This window comes from Paractinoplanes polyasparticus, assembly GCF_019710575.1.
Taxonomy (GTDB): Bacteria; Actinomycetota; Actinomycetes; order Mycobacteriales; family Micromonosporaceae; genus Actinoplanes; species Actinoplanes polyasparticus.
Genome location: NZ_JAHWFK010000057.1, coordinates 97,203 through 118,163 on the forward strand (window position 1 = coordinate 97,203; position 20,961 = coordinate 118,163).

General features: G+C 70.1%; 27 protein-coding genes. 18 read left to right on the forward strand and 9 right to left on the reverse strand.

The window, feature by feature from the left end; genetic code table 11:
* The first annotated feature begins 410 nt into the window (after nt 1-410).
* Nucleotides 411-1,202, forward strand: a complete 792-nt coding sequence (locus tag KXC43_RS43020) for an HNH endonuclease (protein WP_221382040.1) — start codon at nt 411-413, stop codon at nt 1,200-1,202.
* Nucleotides 1,203-1,611: 409 nt separating this feature from the next.
* Here the strand turns inward: KXC43_RS43020 and KXC43_RS43025 are convergent, their stop codons facing one another.
* Nucleotides 1,612-3,846, reverse strand: coding sequence for a PEP/pyruvate-binding domain-containing protein (locus KXC43_RS43025; RefSeq protein WP_221382041.1), 2,235 nt, complete (start codon nt 3,844-3,846; stop codon nt 1,612-1,614).
* Between the two features lie 102 nt (nt 3,847-3,948).
* Here KXC43_RS43025 and KXC43_RS43030 point away from each other — a divergent pair, with 102 nt between their 5' ends.
* Nucleotides 3,949-4,287: a PadR family transcriptional regulator gene (locus tag KXC43_RS43030; protein ID WP_221382073.1), complete on the forward strand. Its 339-nt coding sequence runs from the start codon at nt 3,949-3,951 to the stop codon at nt 4,285-4,287.
* Complete coding sequence (locus KXC43_RS43035) at nt 4,269-4,949, forward strand: permease prefix domain 1-containing protein (protein WP_221382042.1); 681 nt, start codon at nt 4,269-4,271, stop codon at nt 4,947-4,949. The genes KXC43_RS43030 and KXC43_RS43035 overlap by 19 nt, the downstream gene beginning before the upstream one ends.
* A 174-nt stretch (nt 4,950-5,123) precedes the next feature.
* Here the strand turns inward: KXC43_RS43035 and KXC43_RS43040 are convergent, their stop codons facing one another.
* Nucleotides 5,124-5,471: an ArsR/SmtB family transcription factor gene (locus KXC43_RS43040; protein WP_221382043.1), complete on the reverse strand. Its 348-nt coding sequence runs from the start codon at nt 5,469-5,471 to the stop codon at nt 5,124-5,126.
* Nucleotides 5,472-5,534: 63 nt separating this feature from the next.
* Between KXC43_RS43040 and KXC43_RS43045 the strand changes: the two genes are divergently transcribed.
* From KXC43_RS43045 to KXC43_RS43090, 10 genes are all read left to right on the forward strand, one after another.
* Nucleotides 5,535-6,599, forward strand: coding sequence for a flavin-containing monooxygenase (locus tag KXC43_RS43045; protein ID WP_221382044.1), 1,065 nt, complete (start codon nt 5,535-5,537; stop codon nt 6,597-6,599).
* A 104-nt stretch (nt 6,600-6,703) separates the two neighbouring features.
* Nucleotides 6,704-7,012 (forward strand): hypothetical protein, encoded by a 309-nt coding sequence (locus KXC43_RS43050; RefSeq protein WP_255645795.1) that lies wholly within the window; start codon nt 6,704-6,706, stop codon nt 7,010-7,012.
* Complete coding sequence (locus tag KXC43_RS43055) at nt 7,009-7,569, forward strand: bleomycin resistance protein (RefSeq protein WP_221382046.1); 561 nt, start codon at nt 7,009-7,011, stop codon at nt 7,567-7,569. Before KXC43_RS43050 ends, KXC43_RS43055 begins: the two co-directional genes overlap by 4 nt.
* A gap of 392 nt (nt 7,570-7,961) precedes the next feature.
* The gene (locus tag KXC43_RS43060; RefSeq protein WP_221382047.1) at nt 7,962-8,777 is read left to right on the forward strand and encodes a hypothetical protein; all 816 of its coding nucleotides are present in this window, start codon (nt 7,962-7,964) and stop codon (nt 8,775-8,777) included.
* A gap of 110 nt (nt 8,778-8,887) precedes the next feature.
* Nucleotides 8,888-9,235 carry a hypothetical protein gene (locus KXC43_RS43065; protein ID WP_221382048.1) on the forward strand — a complete coding sequence of 116 codons (348 nt, stop codon included), beginning with the start codon at nt 8,888-8,890 and terminating at the stop codon, nt 9,233-9,235.
* On the forward strand, nt 9,232-10,104 hold the full coding sequence (locus KXC43_RS43070; protein ID WP_221382049.1) for a MerR family transcriptional regulator: 873 nt from the start codon (nt 9,232-9,234) through the stop codon (nt 10,102-10,104). The genes KXC43_RS43065 and KXC43_RS43070 overlap by 4 nt, the downstream gene beginning before the upstream one ends.
* Entirely contained in the window at nt 10,085-10,432 is a 348-nt protein-coding gene (locus KXC43_RS43075; RefSeq protein ID WP_221382050.1) for a rhodanese-like domain-containing protein, read from the forward strand. The genes KXC43_RS43070 and KXC43_RS43075 overlap by 20 nt, the downstream gene beginning before the upstream one ends.
* Nucleotides 10,429-10,875 carry a MerR family transcriptional regulator gene (locus KXC43_RS43080; RefSeq protein ID WP_308129518.1) on the forward strand — a complete coding sequence of 149 codons (447 nt, stop codon included), beginning with the start codon at nt 10,429-10,431 and terminating at the stop codon, nt 10,873-10,875. Before KXC43_RS43075 ends, KXC43_RS43080 begins: the two co-directional genes overlap by 4 nt.
* Complete coding sequence (merT, locus tag KXC43_RS43085; RefSeq protein WP_221382051.1) at nt 10,872-11,192, forward strand: mercuric ion transporter MerT; 321 nt, start codon at nt 10,872-10,874, stop codon at nt 11,190-11,192. Before KXC43_RS43080 ends, merT begins: the two co-directional genes overlap by 4 nt.
* A gap of 64 nt (nt 11,193-11,256) precedes the next feature.
* Nucleotides 11,257-11,589 carry a YnfA family protein gene (locus KXC43_RS43090; RefSeq protein ID WP_221382052.1) on the forward strand — a complete coding sequence of 111 codons (333 nt, stop codon included), beginning with the start codon at nt 11,257-11,259 and terminating at the stop codon, nt 11,587-11,589.
* Between the two features lie 79 nt (nt 11,590-11,668).
* On the opposite strand, the gene KXC43_RS43095 is transcribed toward KXC43_RS43090, so the two are convergent.
* The 7 genes from KXC43_RS43095 to KXC43_RS43125 are packed head-to-tail and all read right to left on the reverse strand — an operon-like array spanning nt 11,669 to nt 18,239.
* A complete protein-coding gene (locus KXC43_RS43095; RefSeq protein WP_221382053.1) occupies nt 11,669-13,183 on the reverse strand; it encodes an NAD(P)-binding domain-containing protein in 1,515 nt (504 codons plus the stop codon).
* Complete coding sequence (locus KXC43_RS43100; protein ID WP_221382054.1) at nt 13,180-14,457, reverse strand: MFS transporter; 1,278 nt, start codon at nt 14,455-14,457, stop codon at nt 13,180-13,182. The genes KXC43_RS43095 and KXC43_RS43100 overlap by 4 nt, the downstream gene beginning before the upstream one ends.
* A 4-nt stretch (nt 14,458-14,461) precedes the next feature.
* Complete coding sequence (locus KXC43_RS43105; RefSeq protein WP_221382055.1) at nt 14,462-15,877, reverse strand: FAD-dependent oxidoreductase; 1,416 nt, start codon at nt 15,875-15,877, stop codon at nt 14,462-14,464.
* Nucleotides 15,878-15,910: 33 nt separating this feature from the next.
* Nucleotides 15,911-16,417 carry a GNAT family N-acetyltransferase gene (locus tag KXC43_RS43110; protein WP_221382056.1) on the reverse strand — a complete coding sequence of 169 codons (507 nt, stop codon included), beginning with the start codon at nt 16,415-16,417 and terminating at the stop codon, nt 15,911-15,913.
* Nucleotides 16,414-16,746, reverse strand: coding sequence for an ArsR/SmtB family transcription factor (locus KXC43_RS43115; protein ID WP_221382057.1), 333 nt, complete (start codon nt 16,744-16,746; stop codon nt 16,414-16,416). Before KXC43_RS43115 ends, KXC43_RS43110 begins: the two co-directional genes overlap by 4 nt.
* Before the next feature lie 9 nt (nt 16,747-16,755).
* A complete protein-coding gene (locus KXC43_RS43120) occupies nt 16,756-18,012 on the reverse strand; it encodes a M28 family metallopeptidase (RefSeq protein WP_221382058.1) in 1,257 nt (418 codons plus the stop codon).
* Entirely contained in the window at nt 18,012-18,239 is a 228-nt protein-coding gene (locus tag KXC43_RS43125) for a hypothetical protein (RefSeq protein ID WP_221382059.1), read from the reverse strand. Before KXC43_RS43125 ends, KXC43_RS43120 begins: the two co-directional genes overlap by 1 nt.
* Before the next feature lie 102 nt (nt 18,240-18,341).
* Between KXC43_RS43125 and KXC43_RS43130 the strand changes: the two genes are divergently transcribed.
* The 5 genes from KXC43_RS43130 to KXC43_RS43150 all read left to right on the forward strand — a co-directional run.
* Nucleotides 18,342-18,701 (forward strand): ArsR/SmtB family transcription factor, encoded by a 360-nt coding sequence (locus KXC43_RS43130; protein ID WP_221382060.1) that lies wholly within the window; start codon nt 18,342-18,344, stop codon nt 18,699-18,701.
* Between the two features lie 65 nt (nt 18,702-18,766).
* Entirely contained in the window at nt 18,767-19,453 is a 687-nt protein-coding gene (locus KXC43_RS43135) for an arsenate reductase/protein-tyrosine-phosphatase family protein (protein ID WP_221382061.1), read from the forward strand.
* Between the two features lie 119 nt (nt 19,454-19,572).
* Nucleotides 19,573-20,307 carry an aquaporin gene (locus KXC43_RS43140; RefSeq protein WP_221382062.1) on the forward strand — a complete coding sequence of 245 codons (735 nt, stop codon included), beginning with the start codon at nt 19,573-19,575 and terminating at the stop codon, nt 20,305-20,307.
* A gap of 35 nt (nt 20,308-20,342) precedes the next feature.
* The gene (locus KXC43_RS43145) at nt 20,343-20,756 is read left to right on the forward strand and encodes an arsenate reductase ArsC (RefSeq protein WP_221382063.1); all 414 of its coding nucleotides are present in this window, start codon (nt 20,343-20,345) and stop codon (nt 20,754-20,756) included.
* Nucleotides 20,753-20,961: NAD(P)/FAD-dependent oxidoreductase (locus tag KXC43_RS43150; RefSeq protein WP_221382064.1), on the forward strand; the 209-nt coding region annotated here is incomplete at its 3' end. The genes KXC43_RS43145 and KXC43_RS43150, both read left to right, overlap by 4 nt.

The following is a 20,961-nucleotide window of genomic DNA, read 5'->3' on the forward strand; positions in this document are numbered from 1 at the left end:
CCAGCCGCCCAACGAGCGGCTCGCGGCTAGATGTGCGCGCCGGTTCAGGAACTCGACGGTTGTCAGGTTTGGTCGCCCAGGCACACCCCTCCAGTCGCGAGCGGGCCACGACGTGGCTCGTCGGTTACGAGGCCGACACGGTCGCCGAGGTGTCCACGCCCCAACAGGGTCGTGCTCGCTTCCGCCGACACCGTGCCGACGGCCCCGGTCGCGTCGGCCGCGGTCGACCGGGTCCGCGCGTCGGCCGAGACCTACCGACTCGCTCCACGCGGGCGGCGAAAGGCGCTGGGGCGAGTCGGTAGCCTGGGAAAATGCCGCAGCGCGCACCCGACTCGATCTCCATCAAGCTGCCCGACGGCCGACGTCTCGACGCGACGAACGAGACGCCAGGGCCGGTCGAGGGCGGGGAGTTGGAACTGGTCGAGGTACTGATTGCGCGGCGCTTCGACGCGTGCCCGATCTGCGGGGACCCAGCAGCGACGGAAAGAGAGCACGTGCCGCCTGGCAGTCTCGGCGGCAAGGTGATGACCTGGACCTGCAATCGGTGCAACAACGGCTTCGGAAGCAGAGTCGAAGTCGACCTCCTCGACTGGTACGAGGGCGCGGTCACGACGTGGTTCGCGTCAGAAACCGTGCGCGGTAAGCGCAAGACCGGCCGGCTGCTGGTGCGCTGGACCACCAACGGCGAATACGTACTCCTGCCGGCCGGCAAGTCGGACGAGATCTACGCCGAGATCCTGGCCGCCGGCAACGTCGAGATGGAGTACGACACTCCGGAGCACCGGCGGTGGTCGATTGCTTTGCTCAAGTGCGTCTACCTCGCCCTCTGCATCAAATTCGGCGTCATCAAGGGCGAATGGGCAGATCAGGTCCGCGCCGACCTGCTGGCAGCCCGGGACGCACCCAGCCGAGCCGACGTGCCACCCAGCAAGATCGCCCAGCGTCTCCACGTTTGGCGCGGCTTCGCACCAGAGCCGATCACCTCGGATCCGGTCGTCACCGGCATCATCCACGGGCCAGACGGTCCGATGGAGGGCGTGCTCCTCGCCGGGCGGCTATTCGTCTCCTGGTCGCCGGCCAACGACAACCAGGCCGTCACGCCGGCTGAGACGGGTCGACGCGTTACGACCCTGCGGGTCGGCAAGCCGATGTCGAGTGTCGTGACCGCCGTCATGCCGGAGCCGCGCACTCCGACCGGCTGACCCTGCGTCCGCGCTCAGGCTTTCCAGATCTCATTCCCAGCAAGAGTCATCCGGAAGCAGCTCCATCAAGCGGGCGAAGCTCACGTCGACGACGCGATGCCTTCGGCACTGTTCCCATTGCCTTCGATGCGCCATCGTCAACGTGCTCATGCCGAACGGGTCGACCACCGTTCGGGCGCGTAGCCTCTCGCCCGCACGGTCGAGTTGTCTCGCCGCGCCCGAGGACAGACCGCGGCACCAGCCGACATCGTTGACAAATTCAGGTGGCGGTGGGACGTAGTCCAATCAGTCGGGCTTCCTTGTTCTCGAGCGGAATCCTCCGGCGAAACAGCGCTCCTGCCACGTCGAGCCTAGGTAGAACCACCCGACCATGGCCGCTGCCTCCTGATTACACATGCCCGGAAGGCAGCTACTGCGGGGTCACGGTTCCGGCCGTGCCGTCGACAGTGACTGACTGCCCATTTCGTAGCCGGGTCGTGGCGCCCCCGGTACCGCAAACGGCGGGGATGCCGTATTCGCGGGCGATCAGGGACGCGTGTGCGGCAAGGGTTCCGCCATCCGTGACGACGGCCGCAGCGCGCGCGAACAGCGGCGTCCATGCCGGAAGGGTCGCCCTGGCCACCAGGACCTCGCCTTCACGGAAGGTGTCGAAGTCGTCCGGGCTGTTCACGATGCGGACCGGACCGGTGGCCCGCCCCGCCGATGCCGGATGTCCCTCGATCACCCCGGCGACCACCTCATGTGAGCCGCGAGCCCGCTGCACCGACCGGTCGATGACGTCTCCGATCAGGCGGGCCGGCGAGCCGAGAGTCAACGGGGCGGCCAGTCCACGCTGACGGTGCCACTGTTGCCGACGCTCTTCGACAGCGCTCAGCCCTGCCGGCTCGGGGTCAGTGGCCAGGCGCGCCTCTACCTCGTCGCGGGTGCAGGAGAACACGTCCCCCGGCTGGCGGAAGTGTCCGGCCGACGCCAGGTGTTCGCCGAGGCGGCGTACGCACGTCCGCAACACTGGCCAGGCGAGGGTGAAGTCGCGAGCCTGCTCTTCCCGGATGATCGCGTACCGCTGGTTGACCAGTAACAGCTGCTCATATTCGGCCAGTAGGCGTGGCCTGTGACTGAGTGCGGCCCGGCATGCCTGCTCGGCGGCGGCACGCTGTTCAACCAGTTGGGCGTGACGATGACTGGTGCCAGCGGTCGTCGCGGCGCCTGGCAGTTCGGCGGCTGTCGGGTGGTACCAGTCGGCGCTCTGCACCGCATGGCCGACGCCCGTCACCTCGATGCCGGACAACCCTCGCAGCAAGACTTGGGCACCGCCGCGGGCGTCGGGCAGCACGTCCGCGAGATGCCGACGGGCGAAGCGGGTCAGGCAGGCTTCCATCTTCCACGCCGATCCGCCCACGATCGCCAGATACCAGAAATGGATCCCGGCCTCTCGGCCGAGCACGTCGATCAGACCCGCCAAACGATCAGGCGAAGCCGTGGCAACCTCGGCCTCGGCGTCAGCGACCAGCCGGCGGTACGCGGGCAGCTGCACATCGCGCCAGTGACGGCCAAGGCCCGACAACACGGCCCGGTCGGCGGCTGCCGGATTCCGGCCGACGCGGACCAGCGCGTTGTACAACACTTTTACCGCGTGACCGCGTCCCTGCCACAGCACGCCGGCGAGCAGCTTCGGAGAGGGCACCGGGGTGGCGTTGTAGTACCAGCCGTGGACCAACGCGTACCGGAACGGCACCCGGACTCCGACGCTGGCTTGCATGCCGTCGAGGAAACCGTCTTCCAAGACCGGCAGCAGCCAGGTGCCGAACAACGGCGTCACCGCCTCCGGCAACCATTCGCCGAGGCGGAAGTTACGCATCCACAACCCCGGGCCGGGCGGTACCCATGACACCGTCTCGGGCACGGCAGTCATCGGCCGAGCCTGCAGCAACCACAACCGACCGCTCCGGTCGATGGCCCACTCGACATCCTGTGGTCGCGCGTAACGGTCGGCGACCTGCCGGGCGAGGTCAGCGACCGCGTGTGCCTGCTCGGCGGTCAGCGCCGCCTCACCGCGACGCACCGGCCTGGTCATCGTGGTGCCGTCGGCGACGATCGTCCACTCCTCGCCGACGGCTTCGCCGGACACCAGCGCGTCACCCAGCCCGCGCACGGCGGTGACGACCGTCTGGTCACGGTTGCCGGTGATCGGGTGGGCGGTGAACGCCACTCCAGCCGCCGCCGGCTCGACCATCATCTGCACGAGGACTGCCATGGCGGAGGCACGCCCGCCGTGGCGCCGGTGGTAGGCCGACACGCGCCCGGCGGTGGCGGCGGCGAAGCATCGGCGTACCGCGTCGGCCAGGCCGTCGACGGGAACGTCGAGGTAGCTCTCGTAGAGGCCGGCGTAAGACGCGTCGGACAGGTCCTCGGCCGCGGCCGACGACCGCACGGCGAAGCGTGTCGCCCCCAGCCTGCGGGCGGCTTCGGCGACGGACGTCTCCCAACCGTCGACGTCGAGGGCCGCGGCGGTCACGACGATCCCTCGCGGAACCGGCAGCCCTTCGGTGGCCAGTTCGCCGAGCACCTGCGCCTTGCCGCCCACCAGATCGCGTGCGGCGGCACCAGCATCGGCCAGGTCCAGCACGGCGTGGAAGGCAGCCATCCCACTCACCTCATATGTAGCAACGCAAAGTATTGTGATACTACGCTTGGCGTGCCGTACTGGGAACCCAGGGATTCGCGGAGGGTGACACGCATGCTGCCGATGCGGCCGGAGCTGCTCAAAGGACACCTCGACGCGCTGCTGCTGGCAGTGCTCGAGCACGGGCCTCGACACGGGTACGCGGTCATCGAGACGTTGCGCACCGACAGCGGCGGAGCCCTCGACCTGCCCACCGGCACCGTGTATCCAGCGCTGCACCGGCTCGAGCGCGCCGGGCTGATCGCGAGCAACTGGGAAACCGTCGGCGGGCGCCGTCGACGCGGCTACCACCTCACCCCCGCCGGCGAAGCCGTGCTGGGCGAACAGCGCGCCGTCTGGGACCAGTTCGCCACCGCCGTCACCGCCGTCCTCGCGAGGCGACCATGGCCGGCCACGGCCTGAACCCGTCCACCGGATCTCGGACACCCGTCGCCACCTACCTCGACGACTTGGGCACGAAGCTGCCCGGGCCGCGCCGACATCGCAGCCAGATTCTCGTCGAACTGCGCGACGGACTCGACGTGGCCACCGACGCGCATCTCGCCGCCGGGATGACCACCGAGCGGGCGCAGGCGGCGGCAGTAGCCCAGTTCGGCAGCCCGCAAGAGGTCGCAGACGCCTTCGCGGGCGAGCTGACCACCACCTACGCAAGGCGCGTCGTCGCCACCTACATCGCCACCGGGCCGCTCGTCGGAATCTGGTGGCTTCTGCTGCTGCACCCGAATCCGTGGCAGACAGGCCCGATCGCCATCATCGCCGCGATTCCCGTTCTCCCGCTGATCGCCATCGCGATCGTCGTCGCAGGCGGCACCCTCGCCACCACCGGACGCCTGATGCGCTGGCTACCGGAGACGTCACCGCGGGGAGCCGCGGCCGCCACGATGGCGGTCGCCGGGGTAAGCGTCGCCGCCGACCTGACGATGATCGGACTGGTCACCGTCTCGGCAACGACATCGGCCTTGCTCGCCATCGTGGCCGTCGCCACCAGCGTGACCCGCATCGCCTGCAGCACAGCAGTTCTGCACCAGGCGACGAGGATGAGTCGATACCGCCATGCCGAGTGACAACACGTCTCATGCCCGCAGCCCTCCGACTGCCGACGAGTCGCCAGCCGTAGGCCTTCCCCACTCCCCTCTCCCCCATGAGGGCCCGGCGCGCAAGCGACGCTCGTCCCGCAGATTCAGTGCCGCACCCGCACGGTGGGCCAGCCTGCGCGCCAGGACAGTCAGTCGCGTGGGCTACGCCAACTCGGTGCCCGGCTCGCAGCTCGAGGGCTGGTCGTCACCCGCGGGCGGGCAGCAACAGGCGAGATAGCTCTGCAGGTCCGCGAGGCGGGTGGCGATGGCGGTCGGGTCGGCGCGGTAGCGGACGAGTTTGCCGTCGCGGGCGGATCGGACGAGTCCGCCCCGCTTGAGGATGGCGAGTTGTTCCGAGGCGGTGGATTGGCCGAGGGCGCAGGCTTCAGCGACTTCGCCGACGGTGAGCTGGGCGCCGCCGGCGAACAGCAACATGATCTGCTGGCGCGTCTCGCTGGCGAGAGCTTTGAGGAAATCCTGGGTCGGCCCGCCGACGGTTGGTGTGCTCATCGCGCTCCAGTCTCCCTCACACCATCATTTCGTCTTTTCGCGATTTGACGATACATCGCTGCGATGAGTGACGCTGATGTCGTGGTGCTCGGCGGTGGCCAGGCCGGCCTGGCCACCGCGCATGCCGCTCGTTCCCGTGGCCTGGCCGCGATCGTGCTAGACGCTTCGCCGACGCCGGGCGGATCGTGGCCCCAGTACTACGACAGCCTGCGGCTGTTCTCCCCGGCCCGCTTCTCGTCGCTGCCGGGCCTGCCGTTTCCCGGCGCGCCGGACCGGTACCCGCTGCGCGACGAGGTGGTGGCCTACCTCGCCGCATACACGAGGTGGCTTGACCCTGATGTGCGGTACGGCCGGCGAGTGGATCAGGTGACCCGTACGGGAAAGCGATTCTCTGTCTCCTCGACGGACGGCACTGTGGTGTCGGCGCGGCTGGTGGTCGCAGCGAGTGGCGGTTTCGGGTCGCCGTATCGGCCCGCGCTGTCCGGGCTGGACGGCTTCTCGGCAAGGGTGTTGCATGCGGCGGACTATCGAGGGCCGGCGCCGTTCGCCGGCACCCGGGTGGTGGTGGTCGGTGGGGGCAATTCGGCGGTGCAGATCGCGGTGGAGCTGGCCGGGCAGGCTCGGGTGACGCTCGCTACCCGACGGCCGTTGCGGTGGCAGCCGCAGCGGTACCTCGGCCGCGATTTCCATTGGTGGCTGACTCGTACCGGCTTGGATACGTGGCGGTGGGGGCCGCGACTGTTCGGTGGGACGGTGCCCGTGATCGATGACGGCCGGTACCGAGCGGCGGTCAGCTCGGGCCGGCCGGACCGGCGTACATTGCTCGAGCGCCTGGACGGAGATGCGGTGGTGTGGGCCGACGGGAGCCGCGAGCGCATCGACGCGCTGATCCTGGCCACCGGGTATCGTCCCGAGCTGTCTTATCTGGCTGGTACCGGCGCCCTCGACGGAGCGGGTCGGCCGTTGCATGAGGCTGGACTGTCGCGCACGGTGCCGGGACTGGGGTACGTGGGCCTCGAGCGGCAGCGCAGCTTCGCCTCGGCCACCCTGCGCGGGGTCGGCCGCGACGCCGGGCATGTGCTCGGACTGCTCACAGGAGTGTCGGCCGGTTCGGCGGCGATGCGATGAGTGCGCGGCTACTCGGCTTTGTGCGGGTGTTTCCGGGGTCGACTGCCGGCCTTGTCGGTGGCCTACCGGAACCCGGTGGCAAGGAGCAGGATGGGGATGTGCAGGTGACGTTGTGGTACTTCGCGGACTGCCCGAACTGGCGCGTCGGTGAGCAGCGGCTACAGCAGGCACTCGACCTGATCGGTGATGGCGATGCGGATGTGCGCCTCGTGCCGGTCACGACAGAGGCCGAGGCGGCCACGGTTGAGTTCGCGGGGTCACCAACGTTCACCGTTGATGGGGTTGATCTGTTTGACCCTCCACCATCTGTTGGAGCGTTGACGTGCCGGGTGTATCGGACAGCGGACGGAATCTCCGGCGTGCCCGACGTTGATGACTTGATGGCTGTTCTCACCGAAAAGGTGAGGTCATGACCCGTTCCGCTGAAGTGGTTGACACCGACATGCGCAGTTGCGGCTGCTGCGGCCGGCAATTCCCTGCCCAACGAGTAGCTGAACTCGGCGTCACCCCCGGCGTGTATATCTGCGCCGGCTGTGCGTTATGGGCCGCCCGCCGTGCAGGTCTGCTGTCCGCGCTCCGGCAGATCCGGATCCGGGCCGTCCTTCCCCGCTTCCCGGGGCGGGCAAAGGCGCCGTACACCGCCAAGGCGGCGATTCCCATCCTGCCCAGCGGCGACCTCGACCGCACAGAAGCGTTCTACGCCCGAGCCGGGTTCGCCGACGCCGGACGTCACGACGACTACCTTCTGCTGCACAACGGCGGTGTCGAAGTCCACTTTGCCCGCCACGACACCGTTACTCCCAGCACGTGCTTCCTGCACGTCACCGACGCCATGAAGATGTGGAAGCAACTGCGCGACCAAGGCGTGGAAGGCGTCGGCGACATCAAAGATCAGGACTATGGGCTCCGGGAGTTCGTCCTCACGGACCCCGATGGCAATAGCGTCCGGATCGGCAGCCCTCGACCCTGACGCGGGTTGGCTCAGCCAGGCGCCGGGTCCATCGGCGTTCGTCGTCATGAGGTGCGGCCACCACGGCTTTTTGCGGCGACCTGGCGCCTCGGTACGTCGGTGGCTTTCGCTGCCGAATCATTGGTCCCGCCGACGCACGTGCACGCCTGAAACGTTGGTGTTCAGCGGCATTACCCAGCCGGTCCTTGGCTTTCGCCCCATCTCGCACGCCGTATCAAGACTTTGACGCCTGCACCGCCGCCGCCCACCGAACCGTGTAGAAGTTGCGCCCGGAAGGGCTCCAACGGCCCGGCTCGTCCAGCGCCGTTTCGCCCAAAAGACGCCGATCCGCTCAGTGCCGTCACCTGCCTCGGTGCAAACCTCACCCTGCCGACAGAGACCTGAGGAGTCGTATGAGTGTTCTTTTCGTCGGTGTGCTGCTGGTTGCCTCGATGACGGCGGTCGGCACAGCGGTCACCGTCGCCGATTTCCGGGCCCTGGTGGGTCGGCGGCTGGTGCTGGGGATCGCGGTGGCGGTCAACGTGCTCGTGGTGCCGGGGATTGCCGTGACAGCGTGTGCCATCGCGGGAACGTCGGTACCGGCCACGGTCGGGATCGTGCTGGCGGCTGCGGCGCCCGGCGGTGGGACGGGCGCCTTGCTGACGTTGCACGCTCGTGGTGATCTCGCGGTCAGCGCCGTCCTGCAGGCGGTGCTGGCCCCGCTCGGGTTGGCGAGCGTTCCGTTGTGGGCACAGGTATCTGGCCACGACGTTGTGCCGTCGGGCTGGGCGGGTGCCGGGCTGGTCGTGGGTGGCCTGGCCGGGCAGGTGGTGCCGTTGGCGGCCGGCATGTGGCTGCGGCATCGCGACGGGCGGCGCGCGGACCGGGTGCATGCGGTGGCGAGACGGGTCGCGGATCTGTTGCTGGTCGGCCTCGTGGTGTATTTCGCCGTGACGGCCGGCGGTCAGTTGCCTGACCTGGGGTGGCCACCGATCGCGGTGATGGCATTGGTCGTGCTGGTCTGTCTGTCGGTCACCGCGATTCCGTTGGGCCAGTCGCCGGAGCGGCGCGCGGTCGGTATGACCACCGCCGTACGCAATCTGTCGCTGGCCTTGTTCTTCGCCGCGCCGATGGGCGGCACGGTGGTCGTGGCGTTGCTGGCTTACGGCTTGTTGATGTACGTGATGTCCGTGCCGGTGGCGGTGCGGCTCGGGCGGACGGCGGCCTGAACGAGCGCAGCCAATTCGATCCGGCCCTTGCATCCGGTACCTGGGTACAGGCTTACCGTCGTGGGGACGGCGTCGGTGTGACGCCGAACCTCTGCTGCGAGGAGCCTGCGATGCCCATCGTCGTTCCTGATGTCTGCACACTGCCTACGGTCGAGCGGCCACTACGGCTGGCCGAGTTCGATGCCCTGTTCGCCACCGCCGTCCGCCAGGTCGACACCGTCGAGCCGACCCAGGCCCGGATGCGACTGACCGGCCCGGCCGGGCTGTCAGCGACGGTACGAGACCTGACCGCCCGCGAGACCGAATGCTGCTCGTTCTTCACCTTCACGGTGACGCCCGAGCCCGCTGATGACGGCGAGAAGCTGATCCTCGACGTAAGAGTCCCAGCACAGTACGCCGATGTGCTTCGATCCCTTGTCGAGCGGGCCGGCGCAACCATGGCAGGACAAAAGTCATGACCGGGGCACTGCTGGACCTTGCCGAGCTGGCCGTCCGCGCCGAGGTGCCCGTCGAGCGGTTACGGCACTACGCCGAGGCCGGGCTGTTGCCGCCGGCCCGCCGCGACGGTGACCTGTTCGGCTACCTGCCCGGGGAGGTGAGCGCCGCGCGGATGCTGGCTGGTGCCGACGGTCTCGGCCTCGACACCGGCACGCTGGCCATGCTGGCCGCCACCTGGCGGGACAGCGACTGTGGCCGCACTCAGCAGCAGCTGGCGGCCGCGGTCACCGCCCGGCTCAATCAGGTGCAAGCCGATATCGCCGCACAGACTGGGCAGGCCGTCGAAGCCGGTCCGGGCACCACCCGCTGGGCGACGAAGCTCGGTCAGAGCGTGTCGCTGGCCGAGGACGCGGCCCGGCTTCAGGCGGTGTCGGCCGCCCTGACGACGGCAAAGCACGACGAGCCGTGCGGGGATGACTGTGGCTGTACCTCCGCGCTGGCCGCGGCGGGCACGACCTACCACTTCCCGCACGAGGCCACCTCCGGTGAGGCGGCATTGGCCTGTGACCTGGTCGCTGACGGCGGTGACGCACATCATCGGATCGGCGTGTGGCAGCAGGTCCTCACCCGCGTCGAACGCCGCGACCCGCTGCCGGACACACCGGACGGGGTGCAACTGCGGTTTCCGTTCGACGTCGAGCTCGCCGGCACCCTGGCCGGGCTCGCCGCTGCGGAGTACCGGTGCTGCTCGTTCGGCAGCTACACCCTCGTCATCGACGGCACCGGCCTGCGCCTGGAGGTCCGCATGCCCGGCGAAGCCGCCGGCATGCTCGCCGCAGTCGTCGGCCTGCCCGACGGGGAGGCCAGTGATGCAGCGAATCAGCCGTGACGACCTGCGCGCCCTGCTCGCCGCCGACAGCGTCACCCTCATCGAGGCGCTACCCGCAGCGCACTACACCGCCGAGTACCTGCCGGGCGCAGTGAACCTGCGCGGTGATCTCACCGCCGGGCTGGTCGCCCAGTTGGCTCCGGACCCGGCTCGGACCGTGGTCACCTACTGCGCGGGCCCGTCGTGCGGCCGGTCCAAGGTCGCCGCCGCCGCATTCGGTCGGCTCGGCTACCGCGACGTGCGTGTCTACGAGGGCGGCAAGACTGACTGGGCCGCGTCGGGGCTGCCTTTTGAAGGCGACCGGGCCGTTGCGGGAGCGGCCCGGTGAGCGCGGCGGAGCAAGCCGGACTGCGCACCGGCGAGGTCGCCGAACAGGCCGGCGTCAACATCCAGACGCTGCGCTACTACGAACGCCGGGGCCTGCTGGCCGAACCGCACCGGTCGAACGGTGGGCACCGGCTCTACCCGCCGGACACGGTCGCCCTGCTCAACGTGATCAAGGCAGCGCAGCGGCTCGGGTTCACCCTCGACGAGGTCGCCGACCTGCTCGACGCGGGCCGCCGCCGCCACCCGAGCCCGGACCTGCGCGAGCGGGCCATCGGCAAGATCGCCGAGATCGACCAGAAGATCGCCGACCTCACCACCATCCGCGCCTCGCTCACCGAGGTCGTCGATGCCCGCTGCGACAGCCTCACCAACTGCACCTGCGCCGACTGCCCGATCCCGTACCTGACCATTGGCACCACCAGACCCTCCGGAGACCGAGCGTGAGCCAGCCCTTGCCGTCACCCTCCTCCACCGGCCACTCCGAGCTGGGGATCGACAACGCGCCACCGCGGCGCAGCAAGGTCACCGGCGGGCTCGCCGCGCTGGCCTGCGCCGCCTGCTGCGCCCTGCCGCTCCTCATCGCCGCGGGCGTGCTCACCGGCGCCGGCGCGGCGATCCTGGAGCGGACCCTGCTCGCCGTCGCGGCCGGCCTGGCCGTGCTCGCGCTGAGCATGTGGTGGCTCCACCGCCGCCGCAACGCCCGACGCACCGCCGCGGCGGGCACCGGGTGCGGTTGTGGCGGCGCAGGGTGCGGCGGCTGAACCGCAGCCGACGCAGCACAGCCCCTACCAGTTCCGCGCCCCACCGATGTGCTGCGATACGCCCATGACGATCATCCGATCCATCCTGCTGTTCGTCGCCGCCGCCATCGCCGAGATCGGCGGCGCCTGGCTCATCTGGCAAGGCATCCGCGAACACAAAGGCCTGCTCTGGATCGGCGCCGGCATCGCCGCCCTCGGCGCCTACGGATTCGTCGCCACCCTCCAACCGGACGCCAACTTCGGCCGGATCCTCGCCGCCTACGGCGGCATCTTCGTCGCCGGCTCCCTCGCCTGGGGCGTCGTCGTCGACAAGTTCCGCCCCGACCGCTACGACCTGATCGGTGCCGCCATCTGCCTGATCGGCGTCGTGGTGATCATGTACGCGCCCCGACGTTGATGTGCACTGCGCCTCGCTTCGAGGATCACGAAGCGGCGCCCGGCCGCCGCGCCCAGCTGCATGCCGGCATGGAGGTGTGTCAGCAGCAGCGTCCGGCGGCGGAGGGGGTGAGGCTGATCAGTCCGGCGACGCTGGGCAGGGCGCCGGGCTCATCGTTGAAGGCGGCGATCTGCAGGGCGGTCCGGGGGTCCAGGCCGATTTGGGCGGCGGCGGCGCGTACGGCCTCGCTGGCGCCGGCAGCGGTGGGCAACAGGGCGATCGTGGCGGTCGCGAGAGCGGTGGGCACGTCGGGGTCGACGCCGAAACGGGCGGCGATGTCACGGGAGGCCTGTTCGGCGCCGAGTCCCGTGCTGCACACGCCGGTGTCGGGGAGGTCGAGCTGGATTTCTTCGGCGTCGTCGAAGTCGCCGACCAGAGCGGCGGCGATCGAGCGGACCTGTTCGTAGCCGACGGTCATGAGGAACGTCGGGGCCCGTCCGTAGGACTTCATGCCGACGGCGTAGTAGTTCGGTTCGGGGTGAGTGAGCTCGGCGTAGCCGTGGGGCGTGATGGCGCTGCGGGAGTTCTCGTTCGGGTCGATGAGTTCGGCGAGGGTACGGGTGCAGCCCAGGATCGGGTCGAGGTCGAGGCGCAGTTCGCCGGCGATGCTGTGGTCGGGCCGGAAGCCGGTGGCGGCCACGACCCGCTCGGTGGTGACAGTGCGCCCGTCGATGGCGGTCAGCTGAAGGCCCGTGCCGGCCCGGGTGACGGTGTGCACGCCGAAGCCTTCGAGCAGGGTGACGTGGCCGGTCTCGAGCAGGGTTCGCAGGCCGTTACCCAGCGCACCGCGGTCGGGTAGCTGGTCGGTGTCATCCTCACCGAGGGCAGCTGCGGCGGTGCCACGCAGCGCCCACGTGATTCGGGTGCCGGTCGTGGTTTCGGCCAGGCGGGAAAGAGTCAGCAGTGTGTTGGCGGCGGAGTGCCCGGAGCCGACCACAAGGGTGTGCCGGCCGGCGTGTGTGTCGTGGTCGGTGCCGAGTACGTCGGGCAGGGCGTGGTCGATGAGGTCGGTGAGGTCGTGTTCGCCGTGGGCGGGCAGGCCGTTGACGCCGAGCGGGTTCGGGGTGTTCCAGGTGCCGGAGGCGTCAATGACGGCGCTGGCGAGCAGATCTTCGCCGTCGGCCAGACGCAACACGAACGGCAGGTCGGCGCGTCCGTCGGTGCGGACCTTGTCGAGGCTGGTGCGGCTGATCGCGACCACCCGGGTGTCGCAGCGCAGGCGGCCGGTGATCGCGGCTGTCTTGGCCAGGGGTTGCAGATAGTTCTCGACCAGTTGCCCGCCGGTGGGCACAGTGTCGTCATCGGGTGCGGCCCAGCCGGCAGTGTCGAGCAGGCGGCGTGCGGCGGGGTCAATGTTGTACCGCCACGGGCTGAACAGCGACACGTGCGCCCAGGCGCGGACCGACGCGGCAACGGCGCTGCCGGCCTCGAGGATGAGGAACGGCACCTCCCGCTCGTGCAGGTGCGCGGCGGCGGCCAGGCCGACGGGGCCGGCGCCGATCACCACGACCGGAAGGTCCTGCGGCGCGGTCGCGTCGAGAATGTCGCTGCTCATGAAGGTGTCTCCTGGACGTCGGTAGTTTCCGGTCGATAGCGGGGGTAGGCGCTGGTGGCCCACAGGGTCCCGGCGGCGAGCGCGCACAATGCCGCGGTGGTGACCAGGACGCTGGTGTAGCTGCCGGAGCGGGCGTGCAGTGCAGCCGCGGCGAGCGGGGTGCCGGCTTTGGCGATGGTCATGGGCACCACGATGGTGCCGGCGATGGTGGCGTACCGGCGGGTGTCGTAGCGGTCGGCGAGCAGCACCGGTTTGGCGATGGCGGAAACGCCGAAGCCGAGCCCGAACCCGATGACGGCGGCGATGACCGCGATGGCGTTGCGTCCGATGAACGGCAGCAGGCCGATCGCCAGGGCCTGGACGGCGAAGATGACGGCGACCACGGAACTGGTGCGGTAGCGGCGTTGCAGTCCGGTGGTGGCCAGACGTCCGGCCACCGACAGGATCCCGAACAGCCCGGCGGTGCCGGCGGCGAAGGTGGCCGTATGTCCCCAGCTCGTCAGCGCGGCGATCAGGTGCACAGTCACGATGCTGATGGCTGCCATGTTGGTGGTGAAGCTGACCGTCAGGAGCCAGAAGACCCGATCGGTGAAGACGGCCCGCAGGCGTACGGCAGGCTGCTTTGCTTCTCGGGAAGTCTGTAGATGGCGGGGAGCAGCTCGCAGGACGATGGCGTGCAGCGGTGTGGTCAGCAAGGCCTGAATGGTGGCGAGCACGAGCAGGGCGGTACGCCAGCCGTGCTGGTCGACCAGCCACCCGGTCAGCGGCAGGAAAATCGTGCTCGCGAAGCCGGCCACGACAGTCAACGCCAGCAACGCCGAGGACCGGCGGCCCGGGGTGTGCCAGGCGATGATGACCGCGAACGCCGCCTCGTACAGACAGGCGGCCGACGCGATGCCGATGCCGATCTGCACCGCGTACAACTGGCCGAGGGTCTGCACCTGCGACCACGCCACCAGCAGCAATGTGCCGACCAGCGAACCCGCAGTCATCAGCGCCCGGCCCCCGTGACGGTCGAGCCACCGCCCGACCGGAACGGCCAGAGCGGCCGAGGCCAGCACCGAAGCGGTGAAAGTGCCGGTAACCGCCGTAGTGGACGTCTTCAGATCGGCGGCGAGCGGCACCAGGAAGACGGCGAAGGCGTAGTAGAGGGTGCCGTAGCCGACCGTCTGAGTGACCGCGAGCGCGGCGACGATGCCCTTGGCCCGGCCGGAGTCGCGTTCGCGGTGGCCGCCGGCTGTGGAGCCGACGGCCACCGTAGGAGGAGATGTCACTGCGTCAGCTGCAGCAGCCGGACTGCTCGTCGTTGCCGGACGGCACCGTGATCACCGCGAGCGGAGTACGGAGCAGCCCACCCGAGACGCCGGTCGCGAGACCCCGGCCAACCGACACCGGTTCGACCGCGGCGGGGGCGCCGCAGCAACCGCCGCCGGCGTCGATGGTGTCGCTGTCAAGGTCCTGGCTGCTGTTGCAGACCCCGGTCTCGGGCAGGTCCAGCTGCACGTCGCGGGCGGCCGCCCAGTCGCCGTCGAGGGCCGCGACCACGGAGCGGGCCTGCTCGTAGCCGGTGGCGAGCAGGAACGTGGGTGCGCGGCCGTACGACTTGACGCCGATGGCGTAGTAGCCCGGCTCCGGGTGAGTGAGTTCGTCGGCGCCGTGCGGCGGGACGGTGCCGCAGGAGTGCTCGTTCGGGTCGATCAGCGGGGCGAGCGCGCGGGTGGAGCCCATGATCGGGTCGAGGTCGAGGCGCAGCTCGCCGACGATGCCGTGGTCGGGCCGGAAACCGGTGGCTCCCACGATCCGGTCGGCGGTGATCGTGCGGGTGCCGTCGGATACCTCCACACCGTCGGGGCCGGCGGTCACGGCTTGGACGCTGAAGCCGGTGAGGAGGGTGATGGCGCCGGATTCGACGTGCTCGCGTAGCCGGGTGCCCAGGGCGCCACGGGCCGGGAGCGTGTCGGCGGTCTCGCCGCCGTAGGTGCGAGCCGGGGTGGCCGCGCGGATCGCCCAGGTCACGGTGGTGCCGGGCTCCTGCTCGGCGAGCTCGGCCAGGTTCAGCAGGGTGTTGGCGGCCGAGTGACCGGCGCCGACGACGAGGGTGCGGCGGCCGGCGAAGCGGTCCCGGTCGCGGCCCAGCACGTCGGGCAGCGCGCTTTCGACGTACGCGGTGGCTTCGGTCTCGCCGTGGGCGGGGATCCCGGAGGCGCCGAGCACGTTGGGGGTGCCCCAGGTGCCGGAGGCGTCGATCACCGCCCGGGCCAGGACTTCCTCGCCGTTGGCGAGCCGGATCAGGTACGGGGTTTCGGCGCGGCCGGTGGTGCGGACCCGGTCGAGGCCGAGCCGGGTGACCGCAGTGACGCGGGCGTCGTAGCGCACATGCGGCTTGAGGGCGGGCAGGTCAGCCAAGGGCTGCAGGTAGTCGGCGGCGAGCTGGGCGCCGGTGGGCAGCTTGTCGTCGTCGGGCCGGACCCAACCGGCGTCGGTCAGCAGCCGGGCCGCGACGGCGTCGATGTTGTAGCGCCACGGCGAGAACAGCCGCACGTGGCCCCACTGACGGACGGCGGCGGCGGGGCTGTCACCGGCTTCGAGGACGAGGAAGGCGATGCCACGGTCGGCAAGGTGCGCGGCGGCGGCGAGGCCGACGGGCCCGGCACCGATGACGGCGACGGGCAGGTGGTCGAGCTGGGTGGTCACGAGTGGAACTCCTGTCTCAGGTGACGGCGGGGCTCAGTTGACGGCGCGGCTGCGGCGTTCGATGAAGACGACGTCACGCCACCGGTTTGCTTGGGCGTGATGCCGGCCGACCCGTTCGCGGATGCCGACGGTGCGGAAACCGCAGGCGTGGTGCAGGGCGAGGCTGGCGGTGTTCTCCGGGAAGACCCCGGATTGGATGGTCCAGATGCCGGCGGCTTCGGTGCCGGCGATCAGCGCCTCGAGCAGCGCGCGGGCAACACCTTGGCCGCGGGCGGCCGGGTCGACGTAGACGGAGTGCTCGACCACCCCGGCGTAAACCGGGCGGGAGGACACGGCCGAGATGGCCACCCAGCCACGGACGGTGCCGGTCTCGTCGACCGCGACCAGCCGATGGTGGGGCAGTTTCCCGGCGTCGAACGCCTCCCACGAGGGTGCGGTGTCCTCGAAGCTGGCGTTGCCGCTGTCCATGCCGGCCTGGTAGATGGCCAGGACCGCTGTGGCGTCGCCGGCCGTCATCGCCCGGATCGTCACGGCGCTCACGAGCATCCGCCGGCCGGGGTGGGAGCGGGACGGCCCATGACGACGTCGGCTGCGGACGGGAAGCAGTCGACGCACCGGGTGTTGATCCGGTAGTGGCGGGCGTTGCCGACCTGCTCCACGAGCACGAACCGCACCTCGGTGAGGATCTTCAGGTGCTGCGAGACGGTGGACTGGGCCAGCCCGGCCGCCGCCGTGATCTGCCCGACGCTCATCGGCTGCGCCTGGCGGGCCAGGTACTCCACGATCTGGACCCGGCTCGGGTCGGCCAGGGCCCGGAACCAGGACGCATACTCCTCCGCGGTGCCGCGGTCCAATAGTTCGGCCACCATGCATCACCTTCATCGTTCATCGCCGATCAACGATGAAAGGGTAGCTGGTGCGTGAGCCGTCAGCCAGGCGGTGGCGACGACGAGGCGGGCGACGGCGGTCAGCGTGGTGGGCTCCACGCGGTCGGCCGTGTCGGCCGGGCTGTGGTAGCCGGCCATGCCGGCGCCGATACCGACCGAGGCAAGTCCGGCGGCGGCGTAGCGGCGGTTGTCCGAGGCGACCGGACCGGCGGCCAGCGGCAGCCCGGTGTGCCGGCCGGCCTGGTCCAGCGCGGCCAGCAGGCCATGGGCGGGGCCGCCGGCCTCCACGGCAGCCGCCTCGCGCAATACCCCCGCGCCGTCGATGTTGATGACCAGAGGTGCCGCGTCGTCGTCGCGCAGCTGGGCGGCGTGCCGGGCCGAGCCGAGCGCGCCCACCTCTTCGGCGTCCAGCAACGCCACCGCGAAGCCGACGCCGTCCGGCAGCGCGGGGGCGAGGATCCGGGCCGCCTCGAGCACGACGGCGACGCCGCTGCCATTGTCGGCCGCCGACGGCTGCCGCAGGCCAGGCAGGTCGCCGACACCGTCGTAATGCGCGGTCAACAGCAAGTCGGGACGACCCTGGTGCGCCGGGCGCCACCGACCGAGAACATTGGCGGCGCGAACATCTACGCGCCGGATCGGCGCGTTCGCGGCCAGCCAGCCGGATCGGGCCTCAGCGAGCTGCCGCATCAGGGCGTGCGTGTCGCCGTCAACAGTGAGAATGGGCAACGGGCCGGGCGCCGAGCCGGCGAGCATCGTGTAGTGCCAGCCGTCCTCGTCGACGGTCCGGCCGATCAGCAGCCCGAGAGCGCCGTGGGCGTGTCCGTACGCCTCGAACAGGCTCATCCGGTCCGGGACGACGAGCCAGCAGCCGGCCGGGTCGCCCTGCCCCGCGGCGGCGAGACCGGCGCGGCGAAGCAGCGGCTCGTCGGCTGACGCCAGGTGAGGCAGAACCTCGCGGCCGAAGCGCAGGTGGCCCCCGGAGGTGCCGTCGCCCCAGGAGACGGCTGGTGCGGCGTACACCTCCGGCACGGCACTCACCGGGAAGATGTCCAGCCGTACGGTCGCGCCCAGGTCGGCGAGATGCCGGCCGAGCAGCACCCGAGCGGCGGCTCCGCCGGGCGTGCCGACCCGCCGCCCAGCCAGCGGGACATCCGCCAGGCCGGCGACCACAGCCGCCATGCGTAGCCCATCGACGGCGGCCAGAAGCGGCTCCAGGTCGCCGGGCGCGATGGCCGGGCTGGTCATCAGCAGCAGCCTTGACCGGCGGTGACCGCTTCGGCCTTGGCGGCGCCGCCGCAACACGAGCTCTCCGCTGTGGCCTCGGCCGGAGTTCCGCAGCAGGGGCCGGCCGTGGATTCCGGCAGGACGAGAGCAGCTCGTGGTGGGTTGCCGCAGCAACCGCTGGCCCCGGCGGCGGACAGTGCCTCGGTGGGGTCGCCGGCGAAGCCGCCGACGGTTTGGGGGTCGCTCATGGTCGTCCTCCTGCAACGCGAGACGGATTCGAGCTTTGTCGAACTTGACGTTTGTCGAAACCGACACTTGCACGCGGATTCGATATCTGTCAACCTCGACGCATGCCGAAATCATCGTCAGCTGTCGTGATCGATCCGGAGGCGGCGCAATGCTGCGCGCCGATCGCGCAGAGCCGGATCCCGGCCGAGGCGGCAGGCACGCTCGCGCAGGCATTCAAGGCGCTCGGCGATCCGATCCGCCTGCAGATGATGTCGATGATCGCCTCCGCCGAAGACGGCGAGATCTGCGTCTGCGACATCACGCCGGCCTTCGAGATCTCCGGGCCGACCATCTCGCACCACCTCAAGGTGCTAAAGGAATCCGGCCTGGTCACCGCGGAACGCCGCGCGAGCTGGGTGTACTACCGGGCCCAGCCAGGCCTGATGCGCCAGCTCTCGGCATTGCTCGACACCAACGCTTGAGTGGCCGCCGTCACACCACGTAGATTGGCTTGACGCCCACATAAGGGTCAGTAATCATTGACTCAATGAACGGCGATGCTTCTCTGCAGGCGCGGGCACGCATCCACGCCGCGCTCGGCGATCCGGCAAGACTGGCGATCGTCGATGCACTGACCCTGGGTGACGCCTCCCCCGGCGAGATCGGCCACGACCTCACGATGCCGACCAATCTGGTCGCTCACCACCTCAAGGTTCTGCAGGACGCCGGCCTGATCGTGCGCACCCGGTCCGAGGGCGACCGCCGCCGGACATACCTGCGGCTGCAGCCCGGCGTGCTGGCTTCGCTGACTCCGCCGCCGCTGCAGGACGCGGAGCGGGTGGTGTTCGTCTGCACCCACAACTCGGCCCGGTCTCAGCTGGCCGCGGCGCTGTGGCGCGACCGGGTCGGCGGGCCGGTCGCCTCCGCCGGCACCAAGCCGGCCGCGCGGGTGCACCCGCGCGCGGTCAAGGTCGCCCACCGCCACGGCCTTGCTCTGGACCCGGCCGGTACAGCGCATGTCAGCGATGTGGTGCACCAGGGTGATCTGGTGATCGCCGTCTGCGACAACGCCCACGAGGACCTCACCGGCGAGGTCCGCCCCCAGCTGCATTGGTCGGTGCCCGACCCGATACGCGTCAACACCGACGCCGCGTTCGAAGCCGCGTACACCGACCTCGCCCAGCGCATCGACCGCTTGGCACCCGCCGTCCCGCACACCGCCGAACAGAACTGATCTTTCGACCCGCACCAACTGCCCCGTTTGGTGAGATGGCGGTGCGGGGTGCCTCGCACCGGACGTCATCGCCGCCACGATCGATTCCCGACCATGCTGAAGACCGGAGTCCTGCATCCATGCACCCCATCGCCGTCTGGCGCCGCCTGCTCGCCGAGTTCCTCGGTACGGCGTTGCTGGTCACCGCCGTCGTCGGCTCCGGCATCATGGCCACCACGCTGTCGCCCGACGACGTCGGCCTGCAACTGCTGCAGAATTCCATCGCTACGGCGTTCGCGCTCGGCGCGCTGATCCTGACCTTCGGTCCGGTCTCCGGGGCCCACTTCAATCCGGTCGTGTCGGCCGCCGATTGGTTCCTCGGGCGGCGCACCGGCACCGGGCTGTCCGGCACTGATCTGGGCGGATACATCGTCGCGCAGACCGCCGGGGCGATTGCCGGCTCGGTGCTGGCCAACCTGATGTTCGACCTGGCTCCGGTGACGTTCTCGGCCAAGGAGCGCTCGGCCGGGCATCTGTGGCTGGGTGAGGTCGTGGCCACCGCCGGACTGCTTCTGCTGATCTTCGCGATCGTCCGCTCCGGCCGGGCGGCCGTCGCACCCGCGGCGGTCGGCGCGTACATCGGCGCCGCGTACTGGTTCACCAGCAGCACCAGCTTCGCGAACCCGGCCGTCACCGTGGGCCGCGCCTTCACCGACACGTTCGCCGGCATCGAACCCGCCTCCGTGCCCGGCTTCATCGTCGCTCAGATCATCGGCTTGGCAGTCGGAGTCGGCCTGCTGCTCGTTCTGTACCCCGGCGTGGGCAACGCCGCCGACGACGTCGTCGTCGAGCACGACTCCACCCGCACCACCTGATTACACCGTCGCCCCTCCATCAAAGGATCAACGCCATGAGTGACAAGCCCAGCGTCCTGTTCGTCTGCGTCCACAACGCCGGCCGCTCCCAGATGGCCGCCGGCTGGCTGCGCCACCTCGCCGGTGACGCGGTGGAAGTCCGCTCCGCCGGCTCCGCGCCGACCGACTCCATCAACCCGGCCGCGGTCGAGGCCATGCACGAGGTCGGCATCGACATCACCGACCAGCAGCCCAAGGTCCTGGAGTACGAGGTCGCGCAGGACTCCGACGTCATCATCACCATGGGCTGCGGCGACGCCTGCCCGATCTTCCCCGGCAAGCGCTACGAGGACTGGAAACTCGACGACCCGGCCGGTCAAGGCGTCGAAGCAGTGCGTCCCATCCGCGACGAGATCAAGACCCGGATCGAGGCGCTGCTCGCCGACCTCATCCCGGCCGGCAAGCAGTGAACCCCGTCCGCAATCTGATCATCATCGGTTCGGGACCGTCCGGATACACCGCGGCGCTGTACGCCGCCCGGGCGAACCTCAAGCCGCTCGTGATCGAGGGCGTTCAGTCCGGTGGCGCCCTGATGACCACCACCGAGGTCGAGAACTTCCCCGGTTTCCGCGACGGGATCATGGGCCCCGAGCTCATGGACAACATGCGCGCCCA